Below are 15,306 nucleotides of genomic sequence, written 5' to 3'. Positions count from 1 at the left end.
GGGGGGGGGGGGGGGGCCCCGCCGGGGGGGGGGCCCGGGGCGGGGCCCCCCCCCACCGGGTGGAGGGGGGGTGACCCCCGCGTGTACGCGATCTCGCCGCCGCCGCGCAGCGGGGGGGCGGGGGCGCCCCCCACGGCCTCACTCCTCCAGCGCGCGCAACTGCTCCAGGAACCACTGCGCCGGAGGCAGCGCCGTCGCCGCCGCGGCGAGCCGCTTCGTGCGTTCGGCCCGCTCACCGGCCGACAGGGACAGCGCCTCGTGCAGCGCCCGCGCGGTGCCCACCACGTCGTACGGGTTCACGACGACCGCGTCCTCGCCCAGCTCCTCGTACGCCCCGGCCTCCCGGGACAGCACCAGCACGCACCCCTCGTCGGAGACGACGGGCACCTCCTTGGCGACGAGGTTCATACCGTCCCGGATGGGGTTGACGAGAGCGACGTCGGCAAGGCGGTAGGCGGCCAGCGAGCGGGCGAAGTCGTCCTTGACGTGGAGCACGACCGGGGTCCAACCCGGCGTCCCGTACTCGGAGTTGATCTCGTCCGCCAGGGTCTGCACGGCGGCCGTGTAGTCCCGGTAGACCGCCAGGTCCTGGCGGGAGGGATAGGCGAAGGCCACGTGGACGATCCGCTCGCGCCACTCCGGCCGGTCCTCCAGGAGCCGCCGGTAGGCCAGCAGGCCCCGCACGATGTTCTTCGACAGTTCGGTGCGGTCGACCCGCACGATCGCCCTGCGGGCGCGGCCGTCGGGGCCCTCGCCGATCTGCTCGCGCAGCGCGGTCATCCGCTCGGCGACGTCCGCCTCGTGGGAGCGCCCGCGCAGGAAGTCCGCGTCCGCGCCGAGCCCGTGCACGCCGATCCGGGTGCCGCCGAGCCCGCCGACGAGCGCCTCGCAGCAGGCGGTGAACGCGTCCGCCCAGCGGTGCGTCAGGAAGCCCAGCCGGTCCGCGCCGAGCATGCCGCGCAGCACCTGCTCGGCGATGTCGTCGGGCAGCATGCGGAAGTAGTCGACCGGCGCCCACGGGGTGTGGGAGAAGTGGCCGATGCGCAGGTCGGGGCGGAGGTCCCGGAGCATGCCCGGGACCAGGGTCAGGTGGTAGTCCTGCACGATCACCACGGCGCCCTCGGCCGCCTCGTCCGCCAGGGCCCGCGCGAACGCCTGGTTGTAGGCCTCGTAGGACGCCCACTGGCGCCGGAACTCCTGGTCGAAGACCGGCTCCAACGGCGTCTGGTACAGCATGTGGTGGACGAACCAGAGCACGGAGTTCGCGATGCCGTTGTACGCGTCCGCGTGCACCGCGGCGTCGATGTCCAGCATCCGCACGCCGTCCTCGCCCACTCCGCGCCGGACCGCCTCGCGGTCACCCTCGCCGAGCGCCGAGCACACCCACAGGGCCCCCGCGTCCGGCCCGATCGCGGAGAGGCCCGAGACCAGCCCGCCCCCGCCGCGCCGGGCCTGGAGGGAGCCGTCCTCAAGCACCTGGTAGGAGACCGGGCCGCGGTTGGACGCGACGAGGATCCGGTGGGCGCCGTGCGATGAAGCCGATGAAGCCATGCCTCGAAACCTAGCCCGGCACGGAAACGCTCAAACGTTCCCGTCGGCCGTATGCGACGAAGGACACGCACCGGTGGGCGGAGGGGCCGGTCGTGCCGCCCGCCGCTCCCTCACCGGGGACGCGGTTCACGCGGCCCGGCGCTCGACGTACTCGGAGATTTCGGCCATCGGGGGGCGTTCCTCCGTGTCCACCGAGTACGTGCGCGGCTCGAAACCGTCCTCGCCCCGCTCGAACTGGGTCAGGGACGGCCGGATGAGGTGACCGCGGGCCAGCCGGAGCTGCGCCGTGCGGTAGATCGCGGCGGACATCCGGCCCAGCGCCTGCCCGTCCTGGTGGCGGTGCTTGCGCTCGCCCACGTCGACCTGGGCGAGCGCGTCGAGGCCCACCAGGTGCAGGGCATCGACGAGCATGCCCAGTTCGACGCCGTAGCCGACGGGGAAGGGCAGCTGTTCCAGCAGCGAGCGGCGGGCCGCGTACTCACCGCCGAGCGGCTGGACGAAACCGGCCAGCTGGGGCCAGTGCATGTTCAGCAGTGGGCGGGCCATGAGCTCCGTGACGCGGCCGCCCTGGCCCGCCGCGCCGGCCAGCGGACGGTCGTACATCCCCTTGACGAGGTCCACGCCCGGCTCGGTGAGCAACGGGCCCACGATCCCGGAGACGAAGTCCGACGAGAACTCCCTCAGGTCCGCGTCGATGAAACAGACGATGTCCCCGCTCGTCACCAGGAGCGACCGCCACAGGACCTCGCCCTTGCCGGGCACGGCCGGGATGCGGGGCAGGATCTCGTCCCGGTGCACGACCCGCGCGCCCGCCGCGGCGGCCACCTGCGAGGTGCGGTCGGTCGAGCCCGAGTCGACGACGACGATCTCGTCGACCAGGGGCACCCGGCGCATCAGGTCGTCGCGGATGACGGCGACGATCTCGCCGACCGTCTCCTCCTCGTTCAGCGCGGGCAGCACGACGCTCACCGTGGAGCCCGAGGCGCGCTTGGCGGACATGATTCTGTGGAGCGGGCGGTCGGCCACGGACCAGGAGCGTGTGTTCAGCCAGCGCTCGACTTCCTTCAGCACAGTCTGCGGCTCCTCACTGTCTGATCACCCGATGTCTCACGGTGTGATCCATCTCGCGGTTCGGACGACTATCTCAACTGTCCTGGCCTTCGGTTACAGTCTTGAACAACGCGGATGACCATCGCATGTCGTAGATCATCCCGGACTGAAGACCAACAACCGAATACCGCTCATCCAGAGGGGCAGAGGGATACGGCCCGATGAAGCCCCGGCAACCCTCCAGCCGGTCTCGTACCGATCATCGCCGATCGCGTCGCGGGGCTCCCGGCTCGGGAAGGTGCCAAATCCGTCTCACGGCGAAGTGCGCCGTGAGGAAGATGAGGAGAAAGGGCCTCGCCTCCATGGCTGCGCAGACTGTTGCAAGCACCGCGGACACCGCGACCTCCGCGAATCCCGCCACGTCCACCGGCTCCGTCGATCTGGGTCCCGCCGCGGCGCTCTCCTGCCGCGAGTGCGGCCACCGGGTGCCGCTCGGCCCGGTCTTCGCCTGCGAGGAGTGTTTCGGACCGCTGGAGATCGCCTACGACTTCTCGGCCTACGACACCGAAGAACTCCGGGCACGCATCGAGGCGGGCCCCGCGAACATCTGGCGTTACGCGCCGCTGCTGCCCGTCCCGGCCGACGTCGCCGACAAGCCGAACATCAACCCGGGCTGGACCAGGCTCGTCAAGGCCGACAACCTCGCCCGCGAGCTGGGTGTCGACCCGGGCAGGCTCTTCGTCAAGGACGACTCCGGCAACCCGACGCACTCCTTCAAGGACCGCGTCGTCGCCCAGGCCATCGAGGCCGCCCGCGCCTTCGGCTTCACCACCCTCTCCTGCTCCTCCACCGGCAACCTCGCCGGCGCGGTGGGCGCGGCCGCGGCCCGTGCCGGTTTCCGCTCCTGCGTGTTCATCCCGCACGACCTGGAGCAGGGCAAGGTCGTCATGGCCGCGGTCTACGGCGGCGAGCTCGTCGGTATCGAGGGCAACTACGACGACGTGAACCGCTTCTGCTCCGAGCTGATCGGCGACCCGGCCGGTGAGGGCTGGGGCTTCGTCAACGTCAACCTGCGCCCGTACTACGCGGAGGGGTCCAAGACCCTCGCGTACGAGATCTGCGAGCAGCTCGGCTGGCAGCTGCCCGACCAGCTCGTCGTCCCGATCGCCTCCGGGTCCCAGCTGACCAAGGTCGACAAGGGGCTCCAGGAGCTGATCAAGCTCGGCCTCGTCGAGGACAAGCCCTACAAGATCTTCGGCGCGCAGGCCGAGGGCTGTTCACCGGTGTCCGTCGCCTACAAGGCCGGCCACGACGTCGTACGGCCGCAGAAGCCGGACACCATCGCCAAGTCGCTCGCCATCGGCAACCCCGCGGACGGCCCGTACGTGCTGGACATCGCGCGGCGGACGGGCGGGGCCGTGGAGGACGTGAACGACGAGCAGGTGGTCGACGCGATCAAGCTGCTGGCGCGCACCGAGGGGATCTTCGCGGAGACCGCCGGCGGTGTGACGGTGGGCGTGACCAGGAAGCTCATCGAGAACGGGCTGCTCGACCCGACGCTCACCACGGTCGTGCTGAACACCGGGGACGGCCTCAAGACGCTGGACGCGGTGGCCGGCACGGGACTGACCGCGACCATCCGCCCCAGCCTGGACTCCTTCCGCGAGGCCGGCCTCGCGTAGCCGCCCGGCCGGGGAGGCCGTTCCCCGGCCGCGGGCCGCCCGTGGGGGCCGGCCACGCAGTTCCGCGCGCCCCCGCCGGGCGCTCCCCAGCCGTACGCCACCATCCGACCGGGAGGTCACCGCATGAGCGTCAACGTCCGCATCCCCACCATCCTGCGCACCTACACCGGTGGCCGGTCCGAGGTGACCGCCGAGGGCGGGACCCTCGGCGAGGTGATCTCCGACCTGGAGAAGAACCACACGGGCATCGCCGCGCGGGTGCTGGACGACGAGGGCAAGCTGCGCCGGTTCGTCAACGTGTACGTCAACGACGACGACGTCCGCTTCGAGCAGGGCCTGGAGACGGCGACGCCGGACGGCGCGGGCGTCTCGATCATCCCCGCCGTCGCCGGAGGCTGAGGCGCGGTTACCCACGGTGAGATCATTACCGTGGGTAATGCCAATCACCGAGAGTTCATCGAATTGCCCCCTCCGTGAGAGAAGCGGAGGGGGCAATTCTGTATGGTTGAGCGGGGTACAGTTGGGGAACCCGCCGCCTTATCCATGCCGGGTGCATATGAGTGCACGCCCGGCCCGCGACAAGAAATGGCCAAAGTGCCCGGCGCTTTTGAGCCTTATGCGGCCTTTATGGGGCCCGAGTTGCCCTAAATCTTCGCGAATTCTCCCTATATTCCCGATCGGGCGTGCCCAGAATTCTCGTCCGATTGACCTGTTGCAGACGGCAGTTGGGCAGATACATTCAGCCGCGGTCGACGCGTTCCGGCGCACACCCCCAATCCGTTGGGGGGTGGAGGTCTGACCCGGGCCCGCGAAGTGCGGTCCTGTGCAAGGGCCAGTAATAGGGGAGTTAGGCATGGCTCAGGGCACCGTCAAGTGGTTCAACGCGGAGAAGGGGTACGGCTTCATCGCGGTCGACGGTGGTGCGGATGTTTTCGTCCACTACAGCGCGATTCAGATGGACGGCTACCGCACCCTGGAAGAGGGTCAGCGGGTCGATTTCGAGATCTCGCAGGGCCAGAAGGGGCCGCAGGCGGACATGGTCCGGCTCGCGACCGGCTGAAGCACGCGCCGACTGACTGTTCGACGTGACGAAGGGCTCGTATCCCTCTGGGGTGCGGGCCCTTCGGTATGTCCGTGAACCGGCGGGGGCCGTCCGTGAGCCCTCCCGAGGACCCGCGCGCGACCCCGCCGGAGCGTCCGCGCGACCCCCTACGGAGGTGGCCGGCCCGCCCTCGTCCAGCTGGGGATCCTCCCGAGTCGCTTGCACTCGGCAGGGGCGAGTGCTAATCATTGCGTTAGCACTCTGAAGGTGAGAGTGATAACGAAGGACCGGGTCGGTGAGGCCCGCAGGCCAGGTGGTGCAAGGAACCACGGGGCAGGCAGGCCGTCCGTCGCGGGCGCCAGCGCGGTCCGGAGCAATCCACCCCAGTCCGGGAGGACCACTTCACATGGCCAAGATCATCGCGTTCGACGAGGAGGCACGGCGCGGTCTCGAGCGCGGGATGAACCAGCTCGCCGACGCCGTCAAGGTCACCCTTGGCCCCAAGGGCCGCAACGTCGTCCTCGAGAAGAAGTGGGGCGCCCCCACGATCACCAACGATGGTGTTTCCATCGCCAAGGAGATCGAGCTCGAGGACCCGTACGAGAAGATCGGCGCCGAGCTGGTCAAGGAAGTCGCCAAGAAGACGGACGACGTCGCCGGCGACGGAACGACCACCGCGACCGTGCTCGCCCAGGCGCTCGTCCGCGAGGGCCTGCGCAACGTGGCCGCCGGCGCCAACCCGATGGCCCTCAAGCGCGGTATCGAGAAGGCCGTCGAGGCCGTCTCCGGTGCCCTGCTCGAGCAGGCCAAGGATGTCGAGACCAAGGAGCAGATCGCTTCCACGGCCTCCATCTCCGCCGCCGACACCCAGATCGGCGAGCTCATCGCCGAGGCGATGGACAAGGTCGGCAAGGAAGGCGTCATCACCGTCGAGGAGTCCCAGACCTTCGGTCTGGAGCTGGAGCTCACCGAGGGTATGCGCTTCGACAAGGGCTACATCTCGGCGTACTTCGCCACCGACATGGAGCGGATGGAGGCGTCGCTCGACGACCCCTACATCCTCATCGCCAACTCCAAGATCGGCAACGTCAAGGACCTGCTCCCGCTCCTGGAGAAGGTCATGCAGTCGGGCAAGCCGCTGCTGATCATCGCCGAGGACGTCGAGGGCGAGGCCCTGTCGACCCTGGTCGTCAACAAGATCCGTGGCACCTTCAAGTCCGTCGCCGTCAAGGCTCCGGGCTTCGGTGACCGCCGCAAGGCCATGCTCGGCGACATCGCCATCCTCACGGGCGGCGAGGTCATCTCCGAGGAGGTCGGCCTCAAGCTGGAGAACGCCGGGATCGACCTGCTCGGTCGCGCCCGCAAGGTCGTCATCACCAAGGACGAGACCACGATCGTCGACGGCTCCGGCTCCGCCGACCAGGTCGCCGGCCGGGTCAACCAGATCCGTGCCGAGATCGAGAACTCGGACTCGGACTACGACCGCGAGAAGCTCCAGGAGCGCCTGGCGAAGCTGGCCGGCGGCGTGGCCGTCATCAAGGCCGGTGCCGCCACCGAGGTCGAGCTCAAGGAGCGCAAGCACCGCATCGAGGACGCCGTCCGCAACGCGAAGGCGGCCGTCGAGGAGGGCATCGTCGCCGGTGGTGGCGTGGCCCTGCTCCAGGCTTCCTCGGTCTTCGAGAAGCTCGAGCTGACGGGTGACGAGGCGACCGGCGCCAACGCCGTGAAGCTCGCGCTGGAGGCCCCGCTCAAGCAGATCGCCGTCAACGGTGGTCTCGAGGGTGGCGTCATCGTCGAGAAGGTGCGCAACCTGCCCGTCGGCCACGGCCTCAATGCCGCGACCGGTGAGTACGTCGACATGATCGCCGAAGGCATCATCGACCCGGCGAAGGTCACGCGCTCTGCCCTGCAGAACGCCGCCTCCATCGCCGCGCTGTTCCTCACCACCGAGGCCGTCATCGCCGACAAGCCGGAGAAGGCCGCCGCGGCCGCTCCGGGCGGCATGCCGGGCGGTGACATGGACTTCTGATCGACTCCGGTCGCTCACTGTCCTTACGTTCCGAGGGCGGTACCCCTTCTTCCAGGGGTACCGCCCTCGGGCGTGTCCGGGGTCACAGAAAGGCCCGCGGAGCCCCGGAATGCCACACCGGCTCCGGCGGTTGAGGGGACGGGCGGTTGATGCGCATGCACATACCGTGTGGAATGCCCGTCAGTCGTCCGCCCGCTGACCGACCGACCTCTCCGAGGAGCTCCGTACGTGACTGCCAACGCCGCCTCCCGCGCCGCCGACATCCTGTCCCGCCCCGTCTCCCTGAACGGCCTGACCGTTCCGAACCGGATCGTGATGGCACCGATGACCCGGCAGTTCTCGCCGGGCGGTGTTCCGGGCGAGGACGTCGTCGGGTACTACGCCCGCCGCGCCGCCGCGGGCGTCGGCCTCATCGTCACCGAGGGCACGTACGTCGGCCACGAGTCGGCCGGGCAGAGCGACCGTGTCCCGCGCTTCCACGGCGAGGAGCAGCTCGCCGGCTGGACGAAGGTCGCGGACGCGGTGCACGCGGCGGGCGGCACGATCGTGCCCCAGCTGTGGCACATCGGCATGGTGCGTGAGGCGGGCCAGCCGCCGTTCGCCGACGCCCCGGCCGTCGGGCCTTCCGGTCTCACCGGCGAGGGTGCCGAGGTCACCGGCAAGGCCATGACCCAGCAGGACCTGGACGACGTCGTCGAGGCGTTCGCGAAGGCGGCGGCCGACGCCGAGCGCATAGGTTTCGACGGTGTCGAGCTGCACGGCGCCCACGGCTACCTGCTCGACCAGTTCCTGTGGTCGGGCACCAACCGCCGCACCGACGCGTACGGCGGCGACCCGGTGGCCCGGGCCAGGTTCTCGGCGGAGATCGCGGCCGCGGTCCGCGACGCCGTCTCGCCGGAGTTCCCGGTCATCTTCCGCTACTCGCAGTGGAAGCAGCAGGCGTACGACGCCCGGCTTGCCGAGACCCCGGAGGAGCTGGAGGCCATCCTGACCCCGCTGGCCGAGGCCGGTGTGGACGTCTTCCACGCCTCCACCCGCCGCTACTGGCTCCCCGAGTTCGACGGTTCCGACCTCAACCTGGCGGGCTGGACGAAGAAGCTGACGGGCAAGCCGGTCATCAGCGTCGGCTCGGTCGGCCTGGACGGCGAGTTCCTGAAGGCCTTCCAGGGCGAGGGATCCTCCGTGCGGGGCATCGACGACCTCCTCGACCGCCTGGAGCGCGACGAGTTCGACCTCGTCGCCGTCGGCCGCGCGCTGCTCCAGGACCCCGAGTGGGCGGCGAAGGTCCTGGCCGGCCGCTTCGACGAGCTCAAGTCGTACGACCCGGCGGCGCTGCGGACGCTCAGCTGACCCCTGCCCGGTCCCGGGCCGGCGCACGGCGCCTGCCCGGCGACGGGAGCGCCCGGGACCGGGAGGGCCCGCCTCCGTACGGCCGGCGGGCCCGGCGGCCCGGGGTCGGGGCTACAGGTTCCCCATCGGTTCGATGTCGACCTTGACCGGGGTGCCCCAGATGCGCAGCACCTCGTAGTCCGTGAACTCGTGGACCAGGCGGTAGGCCATTCCCGGCCGGGGGGTGCGGCGCTCCGCGGCGAGATAGCGCTCCGCCTCCTGGCGGTCGCGGCGCGGGGTGCCGCACAGCGCCCAGACCTGCCCCGTCCACACCTCCGGGAGCCAGCGCTGCTGGGGCTGGGGGCGGTCGGCGCGCACTCCGTACCGGGACATCGTGCGCTCGGGGGACTCGTCCGGGCCGGTGGGGCGGGCGTGCGCGTAGGCGTCGTTGACCTCGGTGCGGCGGGCGGCGCGACGGCGGGTCTCGCAGAGCAGGCAGCGGTCGGCGGCGCCCTCGTCCACCGGGCCGTTCGGGTGCTCGGCGCAGCGGGTCGTGGGCACCGCCGTGGTGACCGTCTCCTCCAGCAGGTCCAGGGCCCGCTTGAGGTCGGCCTTGACCTCGTGCAGCTTCGCGTCGGGCATGTCGGCGTTCAGCGCGTCCCCGTGCTCGCCGAGGACGCGCAGGGCCCGGCCGAGGGCGGTCAGCTGTGCGTGGTTCATGCGTCCACCCTGCCACGCCCCGCCGACAACCCGGCAAGGCCTGTGGAACGGGTGCCGTTCAGCGGGGTGCCGCCGCGAGTGCCGCGCGCAGATGGCCGTCGCTCTCCGCCAGGAGGCGGGCCGCCGTCGGTCCGTCCACGCCGCCGAGGAGGGCGAGGACGGCGTTCTTCACCTCTCCGTCGGTGGCCGTGAGGGCTTGCTCGATCTCGTCGTCCGAGGCGCCGGTCGCCAGCGCGACGATGCGCCGGGAGCGGGCGCGGAGCTTCTCGTTCGAGGCGCGGACGTCGACCATCAGGTTCCCGTACGTCTTGCCGAGCCGGATCATCGTGATCGTCGAGAACATGTTGAGGACGAGCTTCTGGGCCGTGCCCGCCTTCAGCCGGGTGGAGCCCGTCAGCAGCTCCGGGCCGACGACGATCTCGATGCCGTGCTCGGCGGCGGCCGCGAGCGCGCTGTGCGCGTTGCAGGACAGGCCGATGGTCAACGCGCCGCGTGCGCGGGCGTGTTCGACGGCGCCGACGGCGTACGGGGTGCGGCCGGAGGCGGAGATGCCGACCACCGTGTCGTCGGGGGTCAGGGCGAGCGCGTCCAGGTCGGCCGCCGCCAGCTCCTTGGAGTCCTCGGCGCCCTCGACCGAGGTGACCATGGCGCCGGGGCCGCCCGCGATCAGGCCCACGACCTCGGACGGGTCGGTGTTGAAGGTGGGCGGGCACTCGGAGGCGTCCAGGATGCCGAGGCGGCCCGCGGTGCCCGCGCCCGCGTAGATCAGCCGCCCGCCGCGGGACATCCGCTCCGCGATGTCGTCGATCGCGGCGGCGATGAGGGGGAGCCGCTCCGCGACGGCCGCCGGCACGGTCGCGTCCTCGGCGTTCATGAGCTTCGCGATCTCCAGCGTCGGCAGCCGGTCGATCTCGGAGAGTTCGGGGCGGAACGCCTCGGTGGTCAGCGTCTCCAGCTCGGCACGCAGATCGCGGTGGTTGGAGGAGGCGTCGGCGGTGGAGGTCATGTGGAGCGGCTCTTTCCGGTGCGGGGTGACAAGGGTGTGCCCTCTCGGGGCGCTGGGCGGTGACTCGTGCGGCCGGGCCGCGTGGGCGGGCCGGCCGGGAACGGCCGGGGATTCTCGTACGGCCGCGGGCCTCTCCCGGCCCGCGGCGGCGCGCTACCTCGCACGCCTCCGGGGGGTGTGCCGGTGCGCCAGCGCCTCGTACGACGCGGCCAGCGCGGGCGCCGCCGTCTCGTACGTCCGTTGCGCGACCCCCACGAACAGGCAGTCGACCACCAGCAGCTGGCTGGTGCGCGAGGACATCGCCGCGGGGCGCAGCTCGCTCTCGCGGGCCGTGGAGGTGGTGAGGATGTGGTCCGCGTACTGCGTCACGGGTCCGTCCGGGCGGCCGGTGATCGCGATCGTGGTCGCCCCGCGCTCGAAGGCGACGCGCAGCGGCTCGATGACGTCGCCGGTGGAGCCGGAGTGGGTGATCGCGACGGCCACGTCCTTGGCGCGCAGTTGCACCGCGTTGGTGACCGCGAGGTGCGGGTCGCTGTGCGGGTGGGCTATCAGCCCGATGCGCAGGAGTTTCTGGGCGAGGTCCTGGGCGACGAGGCCGGACGCGCCGACCCCGTAGATGTCGACGCGGCGGGCGGCGGCGAGCGCGGTGACGGCCGCGCCGAGCTGGACCGTGTCGAGCCCGGCCGCGGTGTCGGCGAGGGTCTGCTGCTCGTCGTAGGCGAGCTTGGCGACGACGTCGGCGATCGGGTCGTCGACCGCTATGTCGGCGGTGACCGCGGGGGCGCGGCCCGACTGCTGCTGGGCGGCGAGGCCCGCGAGCGCGAGGCGCAGGTCGCGGTAGCCGGGGTAGCCCAGGAGGCGGGCGGTGCGCACGACCGTCGCCTCGCTGGTGCCGGTGAGCTCGGCGAGGCCGGTGACCGTGAGGGACGCGCAGCCGGCCGGGTCCGCGGCGACGGCCTCGGCGACCCGTTGCATGGAGCGGGTCATCGACGGGGCCAGCGTCCGCACCTTGGCCGCGAGGGCGGCCGGGGCGGGCGGAGCCTCACCGGCGAAAATTTCCTTCACTTCTTGGGTCACCTCTGAAAGATATTTTCTGCTGGGGTATCCGGTCAAGAGTGCGCACAATGGGTGCATGCCCCCCCACAGTGATCCCATCAGCCCCTTGGAGCAGGCGTTGCACGCGGCTCGCGCCCTCGTCCTGGCCGACCTGGTCGCCGGGGAGGTGGCGGAGGCGGACGTCGTCTCGCTCGTCGAGGACTCGGTGGTGCAGCGCCGCTGGTGGGTCGAGCAGTGGCCGGAGGGCGTCGGTTATGTCGCCGGGCTGGTCGCCCAGGACGTCCAGGACGCGCTCCTGGAGCGGTACGGACGGTGGCCGCTGTGCCCGGTCTGCGGTTCCGGCGACCCGCACGCGCTCGACGTGGAGCCCGAGTTGGGGCCCGACCCGCACTGGGTGTGCCACAAGGCCGGGGTGAAGGTCGCGTCGGTGGGCACCCTCGGCTCGGCCACCGGCGACCTCCCGTCCTCGTGACCGTCTACATCGACCCTCCCGACTGGCCGGGCCACGGCCGCCTGTGGTCCCACCTGATCAGCGACCTGTCGTACGAGGAACTGCACCGGTTCGCGGCCGGCCTCGGCGTCCCGTCGCGCGCTTTCGAGCGTGATCACTACGACCTCCCGGCCCACCGCTACGCGGACGCCGTGCGCGCCGGGGCGGTGGAGGTCGGCAGCCGCGAGGTGGTGCGGCTGCTGTACGGGGCGGGACTGCGGCGGCGCAAGCACGCCGGTGGGTGAGGACAGGGTCCGGCCCCCGGGCGTGCCGCCGGCCCGTCCGCGGCGCCCGGTCCCGTCGTACGCCATGACGCGGACGGCGCCCGCGGACGCGGGTCAGCCCTCGCGGGCGTAGACCCGAAGGGCCGGGTCGGGGCCCGCCAGTTCGTAGGCGTACTGGTCGGCGTCCTCGCTCACCCGGGTGAAACCGGCCCGTGCGACGACCCGTTGGGAGGCGGCGTTGTCCCGGTCTATGACCGCGAAGAGGACCTTGACGTCCTCGCGGGCGAGGTACCGGGCGGCGAGGGCGCCGAGCGCCTCGGTCGCGTAGCCGTGGCCGCGGGCGTTCTCCGCGAGGTCGTAGCCGACCTCGGCGCGGCCCTCCTCGTCGGGTGCGCCGTGGAAGCCCAGGGCGCCGACGGCCAGGCCGTCCGCGGTCCGGACGAGCACGAACATGCCCCACTCCGGGCGGTGCACGCCGGCCTCGTACCCCTTCACGAGCATCCCGGCGGCGTCCCGGGTGCCCTCGAAGGGGCCGCCCTCGATCCACCGGAAGCCGCCCGTGCCGCCCGCGAGCAGATCGGCGGCGGCCGCGGGCGTGACGCCCCACAGGGTGAGCCGTTCTGCCTCGATCACCAGGTTGTTGTTCCAGCGCCACTCGGTGAGCGGGGCGCGGTCCGGCAGTTCGCCGCGGCCGGTCGCCCACAGCAGGGTGGGCCAGGGGGCGGCGCCGGGCCGTACCTGCGGGAAGATCCGGGCGAGGACGTCCTCGCAGAGCTCGGCCGGGGGCTCGTAGGCGACCCCCAGCCCCTGGGCGATGTCGTGCGTGTGCACCAGCACCTCGGTGACGCCCATCGCGGCGAAGCCCTCGCGGTCGGCGCTGCGGAACGGGTACGGGTGGAAGGCGCGCAGCTCGCGCGGTGCCGTGCGGACGGCGGCGGCGAGCAGGGCGCCGGTCGCCTCGATCACGTCGACGACGGCCGCCGCGTCGGTGCCGTCGTCCATGACGATCTCGAAGGGCAGATAGGCCTCGGTCGCGCGGCCCGCCAACTGGCCCGCGTACGCGATGAGGTCGGACGCGATGTGCTCGGCCGTCCTGCGGCAGCTCCACTCCAGACGGCCCGCCCGGACCCCGTCCCAGTCCCGTCCGGTCACCGTCCGCAGCAGTGCCACGGCCCCGGTGACGGCTTCCTCCACCCGGTCCCCACCCATGTCTCGCATGCGGGTGAGGATAGGCGCGCTCAAGCCTGGGTGCGTACCGGATTGTTCGCGTTGCCGGCCGCCACCACACGGGACGGCCCGCCCCGCCGGTGCAGCCGCAGCGAGACCGCCGCCACGGCCATCCCGGCCACCGTCATCGCGGCGCCCGCCCAGGCCGTCGCGGCGTACCCGAAGCCCGCGTCGATGACCGCGCCGCCGGCCCAGGGGCCCCCGGCGTTGCCGAGGTTGAAGGCGGCCGTGGTGGTGGCGCCGGCCAGGGTGGGAGCGGCGCCGGCGAGGTCGAACAGCCGGGCGTTGAGCGCCGGGGCGGTGCCGAAGCAGGAGACGCCGAGCAGGAAGGAGAGGGTGACGGCCGCGACCGCGTACTGCCCGAGCAGGGCGAGCGCGACGAGGACGGAGGCGGAGGCGGCGATACCGGTGAGGAGCACCCCGAACAGGTGGGCGTCGGCGATCCGGCCGCCGATCGTCGTACCGACGAACGCGCCGACCCCGAACAGTGCCAGGACGCTGGGCACCCAGCCGCCGTCGAGCCCGGCGACGTCGGTGAGCAGCGGCGAGAGATAGCTGAACGCGCAGAAGACGCCGCCCGCGGAGAGCATCACGACGGTGACGGCGAGCCAGACCTGCGGGTCGCGGTAGATGACCACCTCCTGCCGCAGCCGCGGTCTCTCTGCGGGCGGCGGGATGCGGGGGATCAGGGTGACGACGCCGACCAGGGCGATCGCCGAGGCGGCGCCGACGGCCCAGAACGCGGAGCGCCAGCCCAGGTGCTCCCCGAGGAACGCGCCGGCCGGGACGCCCAGGACGTTCGCGATGGAGAGTCCGCCGATCATCACCGAGAGCGCGCGGGCCCGGGCCGTTCGCGGGACCATCGCCACCGCCACCGCCGCACCCACCGCCCAGAAACCCGCACAGGCCAGCGCGCTGACCACGCGGGAGGCGAAGAGCACGGTGTACGTCGGGGCGAGCGCCCCCGCGACCTGCCCCAGACCGAAGACGGCGATGAGGGCGACGAGGGTGGTGCGGCGCGGCAGCCGCAGGGTGGCCACGGCGAGCAGCGGCGCCCCGACGACCATCCCGACGGCGAACGCCGATATCAGCAGCCCCGCCCGCGGGATCGTGACGCCCATGTCGTCGGCTATCGGCGGCAGCAGCCCCGAGAGCATGAACTCGCTGGTCCCGAGGGCGAAGACGGAGAGGGCGAGGATGTGGACGGCGAGGGGCATCCGGGTGCGCGCGCCGCTCATGCGCCGGCCCCGCCGGGCGCGGCCGGGTCCAGCCGGTCCAGTTCGTGCCCGACGTTGCGCCGGGCCCGTTCCTCCCACTCCCGCCGCCCGTACGGCGTGCGGAACAGCCGTGGCAGGTCCAGGAGTTCGCGCAGCAAGGCGGCCCGGCCCGCGCGGAAGGCCTCGTCCGGGACGAAGGCGTACTCCTCGCGGACCGCGGCGGCGTAGGCGGCGTAGGCGTCCGGCGGCGAGGCCAGGACGGCGAGGTCCGCGTCGCAGAGGACGGCGCCGTTGCGGTCCTCGGGGGCGGGGTCGTGGGTGACGGTGAGGCGGACGAGGCGGGCGACCTCCCGCGTGCGCGGGTCGTCGCCGCCCAGTTCGGCGAGGGCGCGTTCGGCGAGACGGGCGGAGCGTTCCTCGTTCTCGGAGCGGTCGGGGTGGTAGACGGCGTCGTGGAACCAGGCGGCCAGCCGCACCAGGTCCGGATCGTCCGCGTGCTTCTCCAGCAGATCGATGTGGTCGAGGACCGCCGTGAGATGCGCGACGGAGTGGTACCGGCGCTGCGGCTCCTGCCAGCGGGCGAGGAGATTGTCCGCGTACGGGGCCGGGTCGGGCCCGCCGGGCGGGCGGGCCCCTTCCAGGGCATGGGTCCAGCGGGCGCGCAGCGCGTCGAGGTCGGGCAT

General features: G+C 72.1%; 15 protein-coding genes and 1 riboswitch. Of the genes, 7 read left to right on the top strand and 8 right to left on the bottom strand.

The window, feature by feature from the left end:
- Positions 1-138: 138 nt before the first annotated feature.
- Positions 139-1,551: a trehalose-6-phosphate synthase gene (locus ACFV2J_RS22015; protein ID WP_385096785.1), complete on the bottom strand. Its 1,413-nt coding sequence runs from the start codon at positions 1,549-1,551 to the stop codon at positions 139-141.
- A 126-nt stretch (positions 1,552-1,677) separates the two neighbouring features.
- Entirely contained in the window at positions 1,678-2,622 is a 945-nt protein-coding gene (locus ACFV2J_RS22010) for a glucosyl-3-phosphoglycerate synthase (RefSeq protein ID WP_385096787.1), read from the bottom strand.
- Between the two features lie 167 nt (positions 2,623-2,789).
- Positions 2,790-2,946, top strand: a riboswitch (SAM riboswitch).
- Positions 2,947-2,963: 17 nt separating this feature from the next.
- Between ACFV2J_RS22010 and thrC the strand changes: the two genes are divergently transcribed.
- The 5 genes from thrC (at position 2,964) to ACFV2J_RS21985 (ending at position 8,704) form a co-directional block, all read left to right on the top strand.
- The gene (gene thrC / locus ACFV2J_RS22005; protein ID WP_385096790.1) at positions 2,964-4,283 is read left to right on the top strand and encodes a threonine synthase; all 1,320 of its coding nucleotides are present in this window, start codon (positions 2,964-2,966) and stop codon (positions 4,281-4,283) included.
- 123 nt (positions 4,284-4,406) lie between these two features.
- Positions 4,407-4,682 (top strand): MoaD/ThiS family protein, encoded by a 276-nt coding sequence (locus tag ACFV2J_RS22000; RefSeq protein WP_168528719.1) that lies wholly within the window; start codon positions 4,407-4,409, stop codon positions 4,680-4,682.
- A gap of 454 nt (positions 4,683-5,136) precedes the next feature.
- Complete coding sequence (locus ACFV2J_RS21995) at positions 5,137-5,343, top strand: cold-shock protein (RefSeq protein WP_007493268.1); 207 nt, start codon at positions 5,137-5,139, stop codon at positions 5,341-5,343.
- Between the two features lie 388 nt (positions 5,344-5,731).
- Positions 5,732-7,354, top strand: a complete 1,623-nt coding sequence (groL, locus tag ACFV2J_RS21990) for a chaperonin GroEL (protein ID WP_385097198.1) — start codon at positions 5,732-5,734, stop codon at positions 7,352-7,354.
- Positions 7,355-7,582: 228 nt separating this feature from the next.
- The gene (locus ACFV2J_RS21985) at positions 7,583-8,704 is read left to right on the top strand and encodes an NADH:flavin oxidoreductase (RefSeq protein WP_385440115.1); all 1,122 of its coding nucleotides are present in this window, start codon (positions 7,583-7,585) and stop codon (positions 8,702-8,704) included.
- A gap of 111 nt (positions 8,705-8,815) precedes the next feature.
- Here the strand turns inward: ACFV2J_RS21985 and ACFV2J_RS21980 are convergent, their stop codons facing one another.
- The 3 genes from ACFV2J_RS21980 to ACFV2J_RS21970 form a co-directional block, all read right to left on the bottom strand.
- On the bottom strand, positions 8,816-9,403 hold the full coding sequence (locus ACFV2J_RS21980; RefSeq protein ID WP_385087716.1) for a hypothetical protein: 588 nt from the start codon (positions 9,401-9,403) through the stop codon (positions 8,816-8,818).
- A 58-nt stretch (positions 9,404-9,461) separates the two neighbouring features.
- A complete protein-coding gene (gene murQ / locus ACFV2J_RS21975; RefSeq protein ID WP_385087714.1) occupies positions 9,462-10,409 on the bottom strand; it encodes an N-acetylmuramic acid 6-phosphate etherase in 948 nt (315 codons plus the stop codon).
- A gap of 153 nt (positions 10,410-10,562) precedes the next feature.
- Positions 10,563-11,486 carry a MurR/RpiR family transcriptional regulator gene (locus tag ACFV2J_RS21970; protein WP_385087712.1) on the bottom strand — a complete coding sequence of 308 codons (924 nt, stop codon included), beginning with the start codon at positions 11,484-11,486 and terminating at the stop codon, positions 10,563-10,565.
- Positions 11,487-11,541: 55 nt separating this feature from the next.
- Here ACFV2J_RS21970 and ACFV2J_RS21965 point away from each other — a divergent pair, with 55 nt between their 5' ends.
- Both ACFV2J_RS21965 and ACFV2J_RS21960 read left to right on the top strand, forming a co-directional pair.
- Positions 11,542-11,937, top strand: a complete 396-nt coding sequence (locus tag ACFV2J_RS21965) for a hypothetical protein (protein ID WP_385087710.1) — start codon at positions 11,542-11,544, stop codon at positions 11,935-11,937.
- Positions 11,934-12,200 (top strand): DUF4031 domain-containing protein, encoded by a 267-nt coding sequence (locus tag ACFV2J_RS21960; RefSeq protein WP_385087722.1) that lies wholly within the window; start codon positions 11,934-11,936, stop codon positions 12,198-12,200. Before ACFV2J_RS21965 ends, ACFV2J_RS21960 begins: the two co-directional genes overlap by 4 nt.
- A gap of 93 nt (positions 12,201-12,293) precedes the next feature.
- Here ACFV2J_RS21960 and ACFV2J_RS21955 read toward each other — a convergent pair whose 3' ends face one another.
- Genes ACFV2J_RS21955 through ACFV2J_RS21945 form a run of 3 tightly spaced genes read right to left on the bottom strand, consistent with a single transcriptional unit; the run spans position 12,294 to position 15,306 of the window.
- The gene (locus ACFV2J_RS21955; RefSeq protein WP_385440108.1) at positions 12,294-13,397 is read right to left on the bottom strand and encodes a GNAT family N-acetyltransferase; all 1,104 of its coding nucleotides are present in this window, start codon (positions 13,395-13,397) and stop codon (positions 12,294-12,296) included.
- A gap of 20 nt (positions 13,398-13,417) precedes the next feature.
- Positions 13,418-14,623, bottom strand: coding sequence for a Cmx/CmrA family chloramphenicol efflux MFS transporter (locus tag ACFV2J_RS21950; RefSeq protein ID WP_385087720.1), 1,206 nt, complete (start codon positions 14,621-14,623; stop codon positions 13,418-13,420).
- Between the two features lie 17 nt (positions 14,624-14,640).
- A complete protein-coding gene (locus ACFV2J_RS21945) occupies positions 14,641-15,306 on the bottom strand; it encodes a hypothetical protein (protein ID WP_385087708.1) in 666 nt (221 codons plus the stop codon).

It is taken from the genome of Streptomyces sp. NPDC059668, from assembly GCF_042734135.1.
In the GTDB taxonomy this organism is placed as follows: Bacteria; Actinomycetota; Actinomycetes; order Streptomycetales; family Streptomycetaceae; genus Streptomyces.
The sequence above is the reverse complement of the archived record's forward strand: the minus strand, read 5'-3'. Positions and strand labels throughout refer to the sequence as shown.

What these genes read in the sequence shown, in the direction of transcription:
- ACFV2J_RS22015 (WP_385096785.1), bottom strand. Translation starts at nt 1,551, where the DNA reads ATGGCTTCATCGGCTTCATCGCACGGCGCCCACCGGATCCTCGTCGCG.
- thrC (WP_385096790.1), top strand. Translation starts at nt 2,964, where the DNA reads ATGGCTGCGCAGACTGTTGCAAGCACCGCGGACACCGCGACCTCCGCG.
- ACFV2J_RS22000 (WP_168528719.1), top strand. Translation starts at nt 4,407, where the DNA reads ATGAGCGTCAACGTCCGCATCCCCACCATCCTGCGCACCTACACCGGT.
- ACFV2J_RS21995 (WP_007493268.1), top strand. Translation starts at nt 5,137, where the DNA reads ATGGCTCAGGGCACCGTCAAGTGGTTCAACGCGGAGAAGGGGTACGGC.
- groL (WP_385097198.1), top strand. Translation starts at nt 5,732, where the DNA reads ATGGCCAAGATCATCGCGTTCGACGAGGAGGCACGGCGCGGTCTCGAG.
- ACFV2J_RS21980 (WP_385087716.1), bottom strand. Translation starts at nt 9,403, where the DNA reads ATGAACCACGCACAGCTGACCGCCCTCGGCCGGGCCCTGCGCGTCCTC.
- murQ (WP_385087714.1), bottom strand. Translation starts at nt 10,409, where the DNA reads ATGACCTCCACCGCCGACGCCTCCTCCAACCACCGCGATCTGCGTGCC.
- ACFV2J_RS21965 (WP_385087710.1), top strand. Translation starts at nt 11,542, where the DNA reads ATGCCCCCCCACAGTGATCCCATCAGCCCCTTGGAGCAGGCGTTGCAC.
- ACFV2J_RS21955 (WP_385440108.1), bottom strand. Translation starts at nt 13,397, where the DNA reads ATGCGAGACATGGGTGGGGACCGGGTGGAGGAAGCCGTCACCGGGGCC.
- ACFV2J_RS21950 (WP_385087720.1), bottom strand. Translation starts at nt 14,623, where the DNA reads ATGCCCCTCGCCGTCCACATCCTCGCCCTCTCCGTCTTCGCCCTCGGG.
- ACFV2J_RS21945 (WP_385087708.1), bottom strand. Translation starts at nt 15,306, where the DNA reads ATGCCCGACCTCGACGCGCTGCGCGCCCGCTGGACCCATGCCCTGGAA.